We start from the raw sequence: 13,703 nt of genomic DNA, 5'->3' as shown, positions 1-13,703 counted from the left end.
CCGCATCCCTGAAAGGGTGCGGCCCGTTCGTCGTCGACGGCGTCGGTGCGGGATGCCCTAGTAGAGCAGCGCGGTGAGCCGACGCCGCGCGGCGATCGTGCGCGGATCCTCCGCGCCGACGATCTCGAAGTAGTCGAGCAGGCGCGTCCGCACCGCGGTGCGCCCCTCGGCGTCGAGGTGCGGGAACACGTCGAGCAGGCGCCCGTACGCGTCCTCCACGTGACCCCCGGAGAGGTCGAGGTCGGCGACGGCGAGCTGGGCATCCGCGTCGTGCGGACCGGCGGCCGCGGCGTCGCGCAGTCCGGCGGCGGTCGCGCCGTCGAGGCGCAGCAGCAGGCTCGCCTGCGCGAGCCCGGCGACGGCCTCCTGGTCGCGGGGGGCCTGGGCGAGCTGCTGGCGGTACGCCTCGACGGCGGCCGCGTAGTCGCCGCGGCTGATCGCGTCGTAGGCCTCCTGGTGCAGCGGGGCGAGCGGCTCCTCGACCGGGGCCGCCGCGTCCTCCCCGGAGGCGACGTCCAGCACGCCGGTGACGCCGTTCTGCGCCGCGACCTGCAGCACCTCCTCGAGCACCGAGCGCAGCTCGGCCTCGGCGGGCATCCCGACGAAGAGCTGCATCGGACGGCCGCCGATGACGGCGGCGACGGCGGGCACCTGCTGCACCTGGAACGCCTGGGCGAGCTGGGGGGCGCGGTTGCCGTCGACCGTGGCGAGAGCGAGGCGCCCGCCGTAGGAGGCGATGATCGCCCCGAGCGAGGGCGCGAGGCCCTGCGCGTAGAACTCGACGATGACCGGCACCTGGGACGAGAGCTCGAGCATCTCGCCGAAGCTCACGTCGTCGACGTCGCGCACGAGCCCGCCCGTCGGAGCGGCGCCGGACGCGGCCGGCCCCCCGCCGCCGGGGGCGGGCGGCGCGGCGGACGCCGGCGGCGCGGCGGCGGCGCGCACGAGTGAGGTGAGGTCGACCGCACCGCGCATGGCGGCGGGCGAGAAGGGCGCATCAGTCATCAGGAGACCTCCGAGGCGGCGATGAGGCCCTGGGAGTACCCCAGGAGCACGATGGGAGCGTCAGGGTCGGCGAGCGAGGGCACCGAGAAGATGACCTGCGTGCCGTAGGTGGCGACGAGCCCGGCCTCGCTCGACTCGACCCCCGAGAGCGCGGCGACGGCGCCGCTCGCGTTGACCGAGGCGCCGTCCTGCGTCGGACGCACGGTCTCGGTCTCGGTGAGGTAGCCGACGACGATGCCGCCGGAGTCGAGCGTGCCGAGCGTCACGATCTCGGCGTCGCCCACCGCGTTGGTGAACTCGATGGAGGCGGTGTCGGGCAGGGCGTCGCTGCGCTCCTGCTTGACCGCCGCTCCGATCTGCGCGCGCAGGCTGTCGCCCTCGATGGCGAAGAGGTCGTACCCCTCGGCCGCCTCCCCGGTGAGCAGGCTGTCGGTGTAGGCCTGCAGCACCGTCGCGGGGGTGACGGGCAGGAAGGGCGTGTCGGGCTGCAGGGCCGGGGTGCCGAGGCTCGCGGGCGCGACCTCGGGCACCTGAGCCTGCGGCTCGAGCGTCAGCACGTAGTTCGCCTTGTAGTCCTCGCGCGGGCTCTCCTGGATGAGGACGAGCGCGGTCGGCGGCACCGCCGTGTCCTCCGGGTTCGACACCACCGCGAGGATGCGCCGCGGCCAGGTGTCGGTCTGCTGGGGCAGCAGCACGTCGACCGAGCCGGAGGGGATCGCGGCGATGAGCGGCAGCTCGGCGTTCGCGGCCACCGCGGCGTAGTTGGTCTGGCGCAGCAGCAGGGCGGGGCCCGCCAGGCGCGTCGCCGCGAGCTCGCCGTCGCGCGCCTCATCGGCGTCGGCGACGGCCGTGAGCACGCGCGAGACGATGCGCTCGCCCTGGCTCGCCGTCACGGCGACGGGCGGCAGCTCCTCGACCGCCTCCGCGGCCGACGCCGAGGGCTCGGGCGAGGGGGCGGGGCCGGCACCCGGTGCGGTGCAGGCGCCGAGCACGAGCGTCCCGGCGAGAGCGACGGGCAGCAGCGCGATGCTGCGCACGGCACGGCGGCCCTTGGGGCGACCGACGAGCGAGCTCGAGGAGACGGCGCGGTAGCGCGAGGGGCGCGGCACGCGGGGCATCTTCGGCTGGCTGGGGTTCTTGCGGCGCGGCCCGCGCTGCTTGCGCAGATGGAGCAGCGCCCAGATGAGGGCGATGAGTCCGAGCAGCAGCGCGGCGAAGCCGCCGAGCAGGAGCGGGGTGCTGTACGGGGAGTCGCTCTCCAGCGGCCAGGTGACCGAGATGGCCTGCGGCGCGGGCAGCACGCCGTCGGTCGCCACGAGCAGCGAGACGTCCTCGGGCACGTTGAGCGTGATGCCGAGCTCGCCCTCGCCCCGGTAGTCCTGGTACCAGAGGTCGCTGCCCACGAGATCGGGCACCTCGGTGGCCGTGCCGCGAACGGGCTCCGCGACGAGCTGCTGCTCGGTCTCGTCCCAGGTGATGAGCGTGTACGGGGCGTCCCCGACCCAGGCGATGACGTCGGTGCTCGCCCCGTAGGCGGCCGAGATCGCATCGCTGGATGCGGGTGCCGTGGCCGCGGGGTCCAGCGCGTCGTCCCCCCCGGGCTCGGCGGTCACGCCGCCGAGGACGGCGATCGTCTGCCGGCCGTCGAGGGCGTTGAGCGCCGACCCGTCGATGACGGTCACGGGAGCGCTGCTCTCGTACTCGACGGACGAGGTGAGCCGGTCGGGCTCCGCGAAGATGGTGCGCTGGGCGACGCCGAGGCCGATGGAGGCGAACGCGACGACGAAGAGCACGATCGCGACGATGAAACGCACGGGGGCAACTCCTTTCGTGCCGGCTCGTGAGGGGCGCGGGCGGCCGCGAGAGCGCGGACGCGCGGGGTATGACGCACCCGCGACCCTGTGTCGTCGAGCGGAACCCCATCGTGGACGAGGCGCCGGCCAGCAGGACAAAGACGTTCCAGCCTAGCGGATGCCCGCTCGGACCGCCCCGGGGACGCCTCCGTCGGCCCTTCGAGGGCCCGCTCCCCCGGGCTACACTCGACAGCGTCCGCCTCAGACCCTGGAGACAGCACGTGGCATCGATCGACAACGAGTTCGGCACCGAGATGCGCGGGTACAAGCGCGACGAGGTCGACAAGGCGCTGCAGGAGCTGCGCCGCGACGTCATCAAGGCGAACGGCGACCGGGCGGAGACCGCGAGGGAGCTGAAGCGGCTGCAGGCCGTCGTGGACGACCTTCAGGCCGAGCTCGACGAGGTCGGCCGCCCCACCTACGCCGGCCTCGGCACCAAGCTCGAGCAGACCCTGCGGCTCGCCGAGGAGCAGTCGACCCGCGTCATCAGCCAGGCCGACATCGACGCCGAGCGGGTGCGCTCCCGCGCCCAGGACGACGCCGAGCGGGCGATGGCCGACGCGCACGAGCGGGTCGAGCGTCTCGTCGCCGAGGCGGGCGAGCGCGCGGCGGCCGCGGCGGAGACCGCCCAGCGCACCGCGGAGGAGCTTCTCGAGAGGGCGCGCGACGACGCCGATCAGCTCGTGCAGGAGGCCTCCCGCGAGGCCGCCGCGATCCGCGGCGCGGTCGCCACGGAGGCCGCGGAGGCCCGGGCGACGGCGAAGCGCGAGGCCGCGGCACTGCGGGCGGAGGCCGAGCGCGAGCTCGCCGAGCTGCGCGTCGTGGCCGATCGCGAGGTCTCCGAGGCGCGCGAGAGCGCCGGCGCCCTCGCACGGGAGACGGAGCGCGAGCGCGCGGTCTTCGAGAGCGAGAGCGCGACCCGCCGTGCTCAGCTCGAGGCAGACCTGGCCGGCGATCGGGCGGCTCTCGACGCCGAGCTCGGTGCGGCGCGCGCCGCGGCCGACGCGGAGCTCGCCCGCCGCACCGACGAGTGGAACGCCGAGGAGGACCGCCGCCGCGACGCGCTCGAGGCCGAGGAGGAGCGTCGACGCGCTGCCCTCGACGAGCAGGAGACCGCGGTGCGGGCCGCGCTCGAGCAGGAGCTCGCCACCCGCCGCTCGGAGCTCGAGCGCGAGATCGAGGCGGCCAGGGCCGACGCCGACCGCGCGACGACCGAGCAGCGCACCGAGGCGGAGCGCTACGTGCGAGAGACGCGCGCCGAGGTCGATGCCTACGCCGCCGACACCCGCAGCGCCGCCGACGCCTACGCCCTGGCGACCCGCAGCGAGATCGACGCCTACGCCGCCGAGACGCGGGGCGGCGCCGATGCGCACGCCCTCGAGGTGACGACGACGGCCGACGCCCACGCGCACGACGTCACCGCCGCCGCCGACGCCCGCGCACTCGAGGTCACCGAGGCCGCCGATGCCCGCGGACGCGAGGTCGTCGCCGAGGCGGAGTCGCGGGCGGCGGAGCTCGTCTCTCAGGCCGAGGCCCGGGCGAACGAGACCACCACGACCGCCGAGGCCCGCGCGGCCGACGTCGTCAGCGCCGCCGAGGCGCGGGCCGCGAAGGTCGTCGCCGAGGCGGAGTCGCGCGCCGCCGCCCGCACGGCAGAGGCCGACGCCCGGGCCGCCGCCGTGACCGCCGAGGCCGAGACCCGCGCGGCCGAGGTGACGGCGGCAGCGGAGGCCCGCGCGGTCGAGGTCACGAGCGCCGCCGACGCCCACGCCCACGAGGCCCGCTCGAGCGCCGACGCCTACGCTCACCGCACGCGCACCGACGCCGACGCCTACGCCCGGGAGAAGCACTCGACGGCCGACGCCCACGCGGCCGACGTGCGCGCGGGCGCCACCGCGTACGCCGAGCAGGAGCGCGGCGCCGCCGACGCCGAGATCGCGGCGGCGCGCGCCGAATGGGCCGCCCACCTCGCCGACACGCGGGCGACGCTCGACGCCGAGGTCGCGCAGCGTCGCAGCGACCTCGAGCAGGAGATCGCCCGTGCCCGCGCCGATCTGCAGCACGAGCTGGACGCGGCGCGGACGGAGCAGGAGCGCGAGGCGACCGCGCGTCGGGACGCGCTCGCCGCCGAGATCACCGATCGGCAGGCCGCCGCCGCGGCGGAGGACGCCCGAGCGCGCGCCGCCGCCGATGCCGAGCGCGCCGAGCAGCGCCGCGCGCTCCAGGCCGAGGCGGATTCCCAGCGAGCGGCTCTCGCCCGCGACCGCGAGACCCAGGAGCGCGCCCTGGCCGACGCGGCCGCCGCGGCGGCCGCCGCCGCCCAGCACGATGCCGATGCCCAGGCGGCCCGTCTCGCGCGCACCGCCGAGGAGGCGCGCATCGATCTCGAGGTCGAGCTCACCGCCCGCCGCGACGAGGCCGAGCGCGAGCACCTCGCCCGCCAGCAGGAGGCGGTCGCGCAGACCCAGAAGTACCTCGACGAGGCGACGGCGCAGCTCACCGACGCTCAGAAGCGGGCCGCCGAGGCGAGGGCCGAGGCCGAGAGCCTCGCGCGCAGCGCGCGCGGCGACGCCGAAGCGCTGCGCGCCGATGCCGACGGCCGCGCGCGGGAGGTGCTGCAGAACGCCGAGCAGCGCGCATCCGCCATCGTCGAGGAGGCGGAGGAGCGCACGCGCCAGCTCGTCTCGGAGGCCGAGGAGCGCCTCGCGCGCATCCGGGTGGAGCGCGACGCCGTGGCGGGATATCTCGAGGGCCTGCGCGGAGTACTGTCGCAGGCAGAGAGGATCTCCGGCTCGATCAGCGACGAGTAGGGGTCCGCACCCCCGCGCATCCCCGAGGAGCCCCGCCCCGTGAAGATCACCAACGCGTTCCGCTTCGGCCTCTTCGGCGGACTCGGAGTCCTCGTCGCGCTCGTGATCGGCAGCGCCATCGGCTCGCTCGCCTCGATCATCACCTACATCGGGGCCGCCCTCTTCATCGCGCTCGGCCTCGATCCGCTCATCTCGGGGCTCGAGAAGCGCGGCTGGCCGCGCTGGCTCGCCATCCTCACCGTGCTGCTCGGCGTGCTGGGCCTGTTCGCCGGGCTCGTCTTCGCGCTCGTGCCCGTCATCGTCGAGCAGGTCACCCGCCTCATCCGGCAGATCGTCGACTTCGTCAGCGAGATCGAGTCGCTCGAGTCGTTCATCGCGACGGTGCAGACCTTCGTGCCCGTCGAGCTGCTCAACGTGCAGGACGCCGTCGACGCCGGCATCGAGTTCCTCAGCGACCCCGCGAACCTCGCCGAGATCGGCGGCGGCGTGCTCGGGGTCGCCGTCGGCGTCGCCACGGGCTTCTTCGGCGGCATCATCATCCTCATCCTGACCCTGTACTTCACGGCCTCGCTCAACTCGATGAAGCAGGCCATGTACCGCCTGGTGCCGGCCTCGCGGCGCGAGAAGTTCGTGCACATCTCCGAGCAGGTCGCCTCGGCCGTCGGCCGCTACGTCGTCGGGCAGGTGAGCCTCGCCCTCGTCAACGGCGTGCTGAGCTTCGTCTTCCTCAGCATCATCGGCGCCGCGTACCCGGCCCTGTTCGCCTTCGTCGCGTTCCTGTTCTCGCTCGTCCCCCTCGTCGGCACGATCTCCGGCTCGATCCTCATCGTGCTGACCCAGCTCGTCGTGAACCCCGAGTCGATGTCGACCGTCATCGCCGCGGCGATCTACTACCTGGTCTACATGCAGGTGGAGGCGTACCTGCTGAGCCCCAACATCATGAACCGGGCGGTCAAGGTGCCGGGCTCGGTCGTCGTCATCGCCGCGCTCATCGGCGGAACCCTGCTCGGGGTGCTCGGCGCGCTCATCGCCATCCCCGTGGCAGCATCCGTCCTGATCATCATCGACCAGGTCTTCGTCCCGCGGCAGCAGAAGCTGTAGCGCGGGCCGCGCGCGAGCGCTCTCGGCGGGATGCGCCCGATCAGGCGGGCGGCCACTGCGTCGGCAGCGGCAGCGCGGCCGGGTTGAGCCGCGCCACGATCTCCGACAGCACCCGGTAGGTCTGGCTCTCGCCGACCCAGAGGTGCTTGCCTCCCTCGACGGCGACGAACTCCTTCGTCGGAACCGCGGAGAAGCGCACCGCGGCCTCCTCCGGCCGCAGGTAGTCGTCGAGCTCGGGCACGACGACCACGAGGCGCTTGCCGCTGTGCGCCCACGCCGCGACCTCGTCCTCGCTCGTCCGGTGCAGCGGCGGCGAGAGCAGGATGGCGCCGACGACGTCGTGCGGCAGTCCGTGCTTCAGAGCGACCTCCGTGCCGAACGACCAGCCGAGCAGCCAGCGCTGCGGAAGCCCGCGGTCGGCGGCGAACCGCACGGCGGCCGCGAGGTCGAAGCGCTCCAGGTCGCCGTGGCCGAACTCCCCCTGCGAGGTGCCCCGCGGGCTCGAGACGCCGCGGAAGTTGAAACGCAGCACGGCGATCTGCGCCAGGGCCGGCAGCCGGGCCGCGGCCTTGCGGATCACGTGCGAATCCATGAACCCGCCCGCGGTCGGCAGGGGGTGCAGGCAGATGAGGGTCGCGAGGGGCTCCCCGTGCTCGGGCAGGCTCAGCTCGCCGACGAGCGTGAGCCCGTCATCCGTCTGCAGCTCGATCGCCTCGCGGCGGGCCGGCAGCACCGTGCTGCCCCGGATCTCCTCGCTCATGGCGCCCCGTTCCGACTCGATGGTCATGGCTGGATGCTCCAGCACCGTTGATGCCAGTGACGACGGTCGGCGAGATCAGCCGCCTCGCCCATCAACCCGTCGGCGCGCCAGGCGACGACGTGCGCCGTGCCCGGCGGCACCTCTCCCCCGCACCCGGGGCAGACGTACGCCTTCTGCGCGGAGGCCGCGCTCACCGGCTGCACGTTCCAGGTGCCGGATCGCTTGACGGCGGTCGACTTCATGCCGAGCCGGATGCGCGCGACATCGAGCGCCTCCTCCTCGGCGGGCGTCGAGCGTCGACCGCGCGGGCGGTTGCTGCGGGGCATCGTGCGGGAAGCGCCTAGTACCAGCCGCGGCTCTGGCTGGAGGCGTAGGCGCCGCAGGGGTCGCCGTAGCGGCCCTGGATGTAGTTGAGGCCCCAGGTGATCTGCGTGGCCGGGTTGGTCTGCCAGTCGGCGCCGACGGAGGCCATCTTGCTGCCGGGCAGGGACTGCGGAATGCCGTACGCGCCCGAGCTGGCGTTGTACGCGTACACGTTCCAGCTCGACTCCTTCTGCCACAGGGCGACCAGGCAGTCGTACTGCTCGGTGCCCCAGCCGCGGGCGGCGACCATCTCGGCGGCGATCGCCTTGGCCGAGCCGGGGTCGGGCGTGCCGGCGGCGGGAGCGCCCGCGCGCGCCGCCGGGGCGGCTGCAGGTGGCGGAGGCGGGGGCGGTGCGGGCTCGGTGATGTCGTACGCGGCCAGTTGCGCGGTCACGGAGTGCGCCCCGCTCGCGGTGAACTCCTGGCTGTCGACGGTCGTCGCGCCCGGGGCCGCGAGCTCGACGGCGACGGCCGGCGCCGAGGTGTCGGCGATGCTCACCAGCACGATCGACATCGTCGCGACGAACGAGAACGCCGGCAGCGACCAGCGGTTGCGGACGTGGCGCTCGACCGCCCGGCCGTGCCGGGGGACGGGTCGGGAGCTGCTCCCCTGACCACGCGGATTCCGCGCAGCGGGGGCTGTCTGATTCACCTGATGCCTACCCACGATCACAACAGCGTAACGGATGCCCGGGCCGCGCGCTCAGCGGACGGCCAGCATGACCCTCACGACGGCGTCGAGGACGTGGTCGACCTGGGCCTCGTCGTAGCCGCCGAGCCGCGCCCGGAAGGCGACCGTGCGCACGTTCTCGACCGCGATCGGGTCGCCGTTCTGGAAGTAGCCGGCGAGTCGATCGGCGAGGGCGTCGACGTCGGCGGGGTGGTAGCCGCGGGTGAGCGGCCCGCGGCGGCGGAACCGCTGGCCGGCGGGGCGATCGAACCTGTCCACGAGCTCCTGCGCGATGGCGCGCGTCTCGGCGAAGTACTGCGCCTCACCGCGGAGCGCGATCTCGCGCTCGCGCTCACGGGCGGCGAAGGCCTCCTCGAGGCGCTCGAGAGCGGCATCCACGTGACGCACGGAGTAGCCGCCCGACCGGCGCAGGCGGAAGGCGGTGCGCCGGATCTCGTCGCTCGTGAGCGCGGTCTCGCTGCCGGGAGCGGCGCCGTAGGCCAGGCGCGCGGCGACGAGGAAGGCGTCGACCTCGGCGATGTCGTAACCGGGCTTGCCCTTGTGGGCCTCGGGGAACGTCGTGGTCACGCGTCCATCATGCCTGACGCGGTGCGGGGAGCAGGCATCGCGCCGCTCAGCCCAGCAGCACGAAGACGACGTAGGCGACGACCGTCGACGGCAGGATGGAGTCGAGCCGGTCGAGGAACCCGCCGTGACCGGGCAGCCAGGTCGAGATGTCCTTGATGCCGAGATCGCGCTTGATGAGCGACTCGGTCAGATCGCCCAGCGTCGCGGTGCCGACGAGCAGCACCGCGAGCAGCACGCCGACCCACCAGTCCTCCTGGATCATGAACAGCGCCAGCAGCACGCCGGCGATGAGCGCCACCACGACCGAGCCCGCGAAGCCCTCCCACGTCTTCTTCGGACTGATGCGCGGGGCCATCGGGTGCTTGCCGAACGCCATGCCCGAGGCGTAGGCGCCCGTGTCGATCGAGATGACGATGATGAGGTAGGCGAGGGTCCACCACTCGCCGCCGTCCTCCGCCGCCATGACGACGCCGAAGCCGCCGAGCAGCGGCACGTAGGCGAGCACGAACAGCCCGGCGGCGAGATCGGTGTGCAGCGAGACGCCCGGCTCGCGCATGCTGGGGCGGGCGGTCTCCACGATGCGCCACAGGCTCACGAAGGCGGCCCCAGCCAGGATCGCCCACCACAGGCCCTCGGCCCCGAAGTAGAACGCGGGGGCGATGACGCCCACCGAGGCGATGACGATCGGGATGCGCGGCACATCGCGGCCCGCGAACCGCAGCGCGCTGGCGAGCTCGTAGGAGGTGAAGGCGACCAGAGCCGCTCCGAACAGCATGAACAGCTCTTTGACCACGATGAGGCTGAACAGCAGCAGCAGCCCCAGGATGAGGCCGAAGAAGATGGCCTTGGGCAGGTTGCGGCCGGCGCGGGCCTCGAGGCGGGCATCCATCTCGCGGGCGCGCGCCTCGAGATCCTTCATGGCGTTCTCGACGTCGCTGATGACGTTCTCGACGTCGGCGCGCGCGGTCGATCCCGACCGGCGGCCGAGGCGCCGACCGAGGCGAGGGGCCTCGGGGGACGCCAGGGCGGCCGCCGCGAGGGACTCGTCGGAGGGTTTCGGGGTGGCGGCCGCCTCATCGCGGCCGGTGGCGGGGTCGGTCATCTAGACCTCGAGGAGCTCGGCTTCCTTCTTCTTGAGCGCCTCGTCGGCCGCATCGGTGTGCTTCTTCGTCAGCGCCTCGAGCTCCTTCTCGGCCCGGGCCACCTCGTCGTCGCCGACCTCGGTCTTGAGCTTGTCGAGGTCCTCCTTCGCCTTGCGGCGGATGTTGCGGATGGCAACCTTGCAGTCCTCGGCCTTGCCCTTGACGATCTTCACGTACTCCTTGCGACGATCGGCGGTCAGCTCGGGCATCGAGACCCGGATGATCGTGCCGTCGTTGTTGGGGTTCGCGCCGAGGTTCGGGAAGTTGACGATCGCCTTCTCGATCTCCTTCAGTGCGCTCTTGTCGTAGGGCGTGATGACGAGGGTTCGGGCATCCTGGTTCTGCAGGCTCGCGAGCTGGGCGAGCGGCGTCGGGGTGCCGTAGTAGTCGACGAGGATCTTCTGGAAGAGCTGCGGGTTCGCACGGCCGGTGCGCACCGTGGCGAAGTCCTCCTTCGCGACGTCGACGGCCTTGGTCATCTTCTCGGTGGCTTCAGCGAGCACATCGGCAATCACGGGCAACACTCCTTCGCAGGTCGGGTCGAGTCTAGCGGGGCGCCTCGGGCGGCTACGTCGAGACGCGGGTGCCGATCGCGTCGCCGCGGATGGCGCGGGCGATGTTGCCCTGGGGCTCCATGCCGAAGACCACCATGGGCATGCCGTTGTCCATGCAGAGCGAGAACGCGGTCGAGTCGACCACCTTGAGGCCGCGCACGAGGGCGTCCTGGTAGGTGACGTGCTCGAGCTTCTCGGCATCGGGGTTGCGACGCGGGTCGTCGCTGTAGACGCCGTCGACGCCATTCTTGGCGACCAGCACCTCATCGGCGCTGATCTCGAGCGCGCGCTGCGCCGCGACGGTGTCGGTGGAGAAGTACGGCAGACCGGCGCCGGCGCCGAAGATCACGACGCGACCCTTCTCGAGGTGGCGCTCGGCCCGCAGCGGGATGTACGGCTCGGCGACCTGGGTCATCTGGATGGCCGACTGCACCCGCACGGGCGCGCCGGCCTGCTCGAGGAAGTCCTGCAAGGCGAGCGCGTTCATGACGGTGCCGAGCATGCCCATGTAGTCGGCGCGCCCGCGCTCCATGCCGCGCTGGCTGAGCTCGGCGCCGCGGAAGAAGTTGCCGCCGCCAACGACGATCGCCACCTCGACGTCCTTCGCGGCCTCCGCGATCTCGCGGGCGATCGCTCCGACGACGTCGGGGTTCACGCCGAGGGATCCCCCGCCGAACGCCTCCCCCGAGAGCTTGAGCATTACGCGGCGGCGACGATCGGTCATGAGCATCCTCGTTCTTCGGCGGTGGCCCGTCCCTGCTGATCGGGGGCGGGGCGGTGTTCAGAGTAGTGCGCCTCGTGCGGGCGCGCGCATGAGAACGGGGCCCGGTCGCTCACGCGTACCGGGCCCCGTTCAGCACGACGGTTAGGCGCCGACCTTGAAGCGGGCGAAGCCCGTCACGGTGAGACCGGCATCCTTGAGGACCTGCGCGACGGAGAGCTTGTTGTCGCGCGCGTAGTCCTGCTCGAGCAGGGCGACCTGCTTGAAGAAGGCGCCGACGCGGCCCTCGACGATCTTCGGCAGGGCGGCCTCGGGCTTGCCCTCGTTGCGGCTGATCTCCTCGACGATGCGACGCTCGGCGTCGACGGTCTCCGAGGGGACGTCCTCACGGGTGAGGTACTGCGGGTCGGCGAACGAGATGTGCTGCGCGATGCTGCGCGCCGTCTCGGCGTCGTCGCCCTCGTACGCCACGACCACGCCGACCTGCGGGGGCAGGTCCTTGTTGGTGCGGTGCAGGTAGACGGCGAAGTTCGAGCCCTCGACGCGGGCGACCCGGCGAAGCTCCATCTTCTCGCCGATGATGGCGGCCTCGTCGTCGATCACGGCGCCGACGGTCGAGCCGTCGACGGGGGCCGCGAGGGCCTCCTCGACGGTCGAGGCGCCCGCAGCCGAGACGGCGGCGAGGACGCGCTCACCGAGCGCGACGAACTTCTCGCCCTTGGCGACGAAGTCGGTCTCGCAGGCGAGCTCGATGAGCACCGTGGCGCCCGCGGACTCGTGCGCGGCGATGAGGCCCTCGCTCGTGGAGCGGTCGGCACGCTTCGCGTTGCCCTTCGCACCCTTGAGGCGCAGGATCTCGACGGCCTTCTCGAGGTCGCCGTCCGCCTCGACGAGAGCGTTCTTGGTGTCGACCATGCCGGTGCCGAGGCGCTCGCGCAGGGTCTTGACGTCAGCCAGGCTGATGGTGGCCATGGATGGGCTCCTTTACTCGGTCTCGGCGGCGGGCTCGGCGTCGGCCGCGTCGGCCTTCGCCTTCTTCGCGGCCGGCTTCTTGGCGGCGGGCTTCTTCTCGGCCTCGGTCGCCTCGGCCTCGATCGTCGCCTCGACCTGCTCGGCGGTCTCCGGCGCGTGCTCGGGCACGGCGTCGGTCGTCGGCTCGGTGGCGGCCACGGCCGCGTCGGCGTCGTTCTCGGCGACGGTGGCGCCGACACCCTCGGTCTGACCCGCGGGGGTCTCGCTCGCGGCGGCCTCGGCAGGGGCCTCGGTCGACTCGGCGGCGGCGGCCTCGGCGTTGCCGGCCTCGAGCAGCTCGCGCTCCCACTCGGCCAGCGGCTCGACGGCGGAGACGTTGCCGGTGGGCTCGGTCTTCTGGTGGCGCTCGATGAGACCCTCGGCAGCAGCATCCGCGATGATGCGGGTGAGCAGGGCGACGGAGCGGATCGCGTCGTCGTTGCCGGGGATCGGGTAGGCCAGCTCGTCGGGGTCGGCGTTGGTGTCGAGGATGCCGATCACGGGGATGCCGAGCTTGCGGGCCTCGTCGATGGCGAGGTGCTCGCGCTTGGGGTCGACGACCCACATGGCGCTCGGGGTCTTCGTGAGGTTGCGGATGCCGCCGAGCGACTTGTGCAGCTTGGCGAGCTCGCGGCTCTTGATGAGCAGCTCCTTCTTGGTGAAACCGCTCGCGGCGACGTCCTCGAAGTCGAGCTCCTCGAGCTCCTTCATGCGCGCGAGGCGCTTGGAGACGGTCTGGAAGTTGGTCAGCAGACCACCGAGCCAGCGCTGGTTGACGTAGGGCTGGCCGACGCGCGTGGCCTGCTCGGCGATCGACTCCTGCGCCTGCTTCTTGGTGCCGACGAAGAGGATGGTGCCGCCGTGGGCGACCGTCTCCTTGACGTAGTCGTACGCCTTGTCGATGTACCCGAGCGACTGCTGCAGGTCGATGATGTGGATGCCCGAGCGCTCGGTCAGGATGAAGCGCTTGACTTTCGGGTTCCAGCGGCGGGTCTGGTGCCCGAAGTGCACGCCGCTGTCGAGCAGCTGGCGAATGGTGACGACGGCCATGGCCGTACTCCTTCTGTTCTCAGTTGTCGCTCCTGCCGATCGGCGGAGCCCTGGTGCCCGGCGCTGGCCCCGACC

Annotated in this window: 14 protein-coding genes; 3 read left to right on the top strand and 11 right to left on the bottom strand. The window is 72.8% G+C overall.

Annotated elements, in window-relative coordinates:
• Positions 1–57 precede the first annotated feature (57 nt).
• Positions 58–1,005: a tetratricopeptide repeat protein gene (locus OVN18_RS09080; protein WP_267780406.1), complete on the bottom strand. Its 948-nt coding sequence runs from the start codon at positions 1,003–1,005 to the stop codon at positions 58–60.
• Complete coding sequence (locus OVN18_RS09075) at positions 1,005–2,819, bottom strand: hypothetical protein (RefSeq protein ID WP_267780404.1); 1,815 nt, start codon at positions 2,817–2,819, stop codon at positions 1,005–1,007. The genes OVN18_RS09080 and OVN18_RS09075 overlap by 1 nt, the downstream gene beginning before the upstream one ends.
• Positions 2,820–3,079: 260 nt before the next feature.
• On the opposite strand from OVN18_RS09075, the gene OVN18_RS09070 reads away from it, so the two are divergent.
• Positions 3,080–5,668 (top strand): DivIVA domain-containing protein, encoded by a 2,589-nt coding sequence (locus OVN18_RS09070; RefSeq protein ID WP_267780403.1) that lies wholly within the window; start codon positions 3,080–3,082, stop codon positions 5,666–5,668.
• A 39-nt stretch (positions 5,669–5,707) separates the two neighbouring features.
• Positions 5,708–6,769 carry an AI-2E family transporter gene (locus OVN18_RS09065; protein WP_267736699.1) on the top strand — a complete coding sequence of 354 codons (1,062 nt, stop codon included), beginning with the start codon at positions 5,708–5,710 and terminating at the stop codon, positions 6,767–6,769.
• Positions 6,770–6,809: 40 nt separating this feature from the next.
• Here OVN18_RS09065 and OVN18_RS09060 read toward each other — a convergent pair whose 3' ends face one another.
• From OVN18_RS09060 to OVN18_RS09050, 3 genes are read right to left on the bottom strand one after another with little or no spacing between them, the layout of a single operon-like run.
• Complete coding sequence (locus OVN18_RS09060; protein ID WP_267780402.1) at positions 6,810–7,556, bottom strand: alpha/beta hydrolase; 747 nt, start codon at positions 7,554–7,556, stop codon at positions 6,810–6,812.
• Positions 7,553–7,855, bottom strand: coding sequence for a hypothetical protein (locus OVN18_RS09055; protein WP_267780400.1), 303 nt, complete (start codon positions 7,853–7,855; stop codon positions 7,553–7,555). Before OVN18_RS09055 ends, OVN18_RS09060 begins: the two co-directional genes overlap by 4 nt.
• A 14-nt stretch (positions 7,856–7,869) precedes the next feature.
• Positions 7,870–8,406 (bottom strand): aggregation-promoting factor C-terminal-like domain-containing protein, encoded by a 537-nt coding sequence (locus tag OVN18_RS09050; protein WP_407666084.1) that lies wholly within the window; start codon positions 8,404–8,406, stop codon positions 7,870–7,872.
• On the opposite strand from OVN18_RS09050, the gene OVN18_RS09045 reads away from it, so the two are divergent.
• A complete protein-coding gene (locus OVN18_RS09045; protein WP_267780398.1) occupies positions 8,384–8,506 on the top strand; it encodes a hypothetical protein in 123 nt (40 codons plus the stop codon). The genes OVN18_RS09050 and OVN18_RS09045 overlap by 23 nt on opposite strands.
• Positions 8,507–8,595: 89 nt before the next feature.
• Here OVN18_RS09045 and OVN18_RS09040 read toward each other — a convergent pair whose 3' ends face one another.
• The 6 genes from OVN18_RS09040 to rpsB all read right to left on the bottom strand — a co-directional run bounded on the left by OVN18_RS09040 (position 8,596) and on the right by rpsB (position 13,628).
• Positions 8,596–9,150, bottom strand: a complete 555-nt coding sequence (locus tag OVN18_RS09040) for a DivIVA domain-containing protein (protein ID WP_267780397.1) — start codon at positions 9,148–9,150, stop codon at positions 8,596–8,598.
• A 46-nt stretch (positions 9,151–9,196) separates the two neighbouring features.
• Entirely contained in the window at positions 9,197–10,252 is a 1,056-nt protein-coding gene (locus tag OVN18_RS09035) for a phosphatidate cytidylyltransferase (protein ID WP_267780396.1), read from the bottom strand.
• Positions 10,253–10,807: a ribosome recycling factor gene (gene frr, locus OVN18_RS09030; RefSeq protein WP_168915324.1), complete on the bottom strand. Its 555-nt coding sequence runs from the start codon at positions 10,805–10,807 to the stop codon at positions 10,253–10,255. It lies immediately after the preceding gene.
• A gap of 52 nt (positions 10,808–10,859) precedes the next feature.
• On the bottom strand, positions 10,860–11,570 hold the full coding sequence (gene pyrH, locus OVN18_RS09025) for a UMP kinase (protein WP_267780394.1): 711 nt from the start codon (positions 11,568–11,570) through the stop codon (positions 10,860–10,862).
• A gap of 141 nt (positions 11,571–11,711) precedes the next feature.
• Entirely contained in the window at positions 11,712–12,539 is an 828-nt protein-coding gene (gene tsf / locus OVN18_RS09020) for a translation elongation factor Ts (RefSeq protein WP_267736691.1), read from the bottom strand.
• Positions 12,540–12,551: 12 nt separating this feature from the next.
• Positions 12,552–13,628 carry a 30S ribosomal protein S2 gene (gene rpsB / locus OVN18_RS09015; protein WP_267736690.1) on the bottom strand — a complete coding sequence of 359 codons (1,077 nt, stop codon included), beginning with the start codon at positions 13,626–13,628 and terminating at the stop codon, positions 12,552–12,554.
• Positions 13,629–13,703: the final 75 nt, after the last annotated feature.

The sequence above is a fragment of the Microcella daejeonensis genome (genome assembly GCF_026625045.1).
Lineage (GTDB): Bacteria > Actinomycetota > Actinomycetes > Actinomycetales > Microbacteriaceae > Microcella > Microcella daejeonensis.
This window is presented reverse-complemented; position numbering and strand designations above follow the sequence as displayed.

Bases quoted from the DNA above. Each gene is read 5' to 3' on its own strand.
- OVN18_RS09080 (WP_267780406.1), bottom strand. From the start codon at position 1,005: ATGACTGATGCGCCCTTCTCGCCCGCCGCCATGCGCGGTGCGGTCGAC.
- OVN18_RS09060 (WP_267780402.1), bottom strand. From the start codon at position 7,556: ATGACCATCGAGTCGGAACGGGGCGCCATGAGCGAGGAGATCCGGGGC.
- OVN18_RS09055 (WP_267780400.1), bottom strand. From the start codon at position 7,855: ATGCCCCGCAGCAACCGCCCGCGCGGTCGACGCTCGACGCCCGCCGAG.
- OVN18_RS09045 (WP_267780398.1), top strand. From the start codon at position 8,384: ATGCTCACCAGCACGATCGACATCGTCGCGACGAACGAGAACGCCGGC.
- OVN18_RS09050 (WP_407666084.1), bottom strand. From the start codon at position 8,406: ATGTCGATCGTGCTGGTGAGCATCGCCGACACCTCGGCGCCGGCCGTC.
- OVN18_RS09035 (WP_267780396.1), bottom strand. From the start codon at position 10,252: ATGACCGACCCCGCCACCGGCCGCGATGAGGCGGCCGCCACCCCGAAA.
- pyrH (WP_267780394.1), bottom strand. From the start codon at position 11,570: ATGACCGATCGTCGCCGCCGCGTAATGCTCAAGCTCTCGGGGGAGGCG.
- tsf (WP_267736691.1), bottom strand. From the start codon at position 12,539: ATGGCCACCATCAGCCTGGCTGACGTCAAGACCCTGCGCGAGCGCCTC.
- rpsB (WP_267736690.1), bottom strand. From the start codon at position 13,628: ATGGCCGTCGTCACCATTCGCCAGCTGCTCGACAGCGGCGTGCACTTC.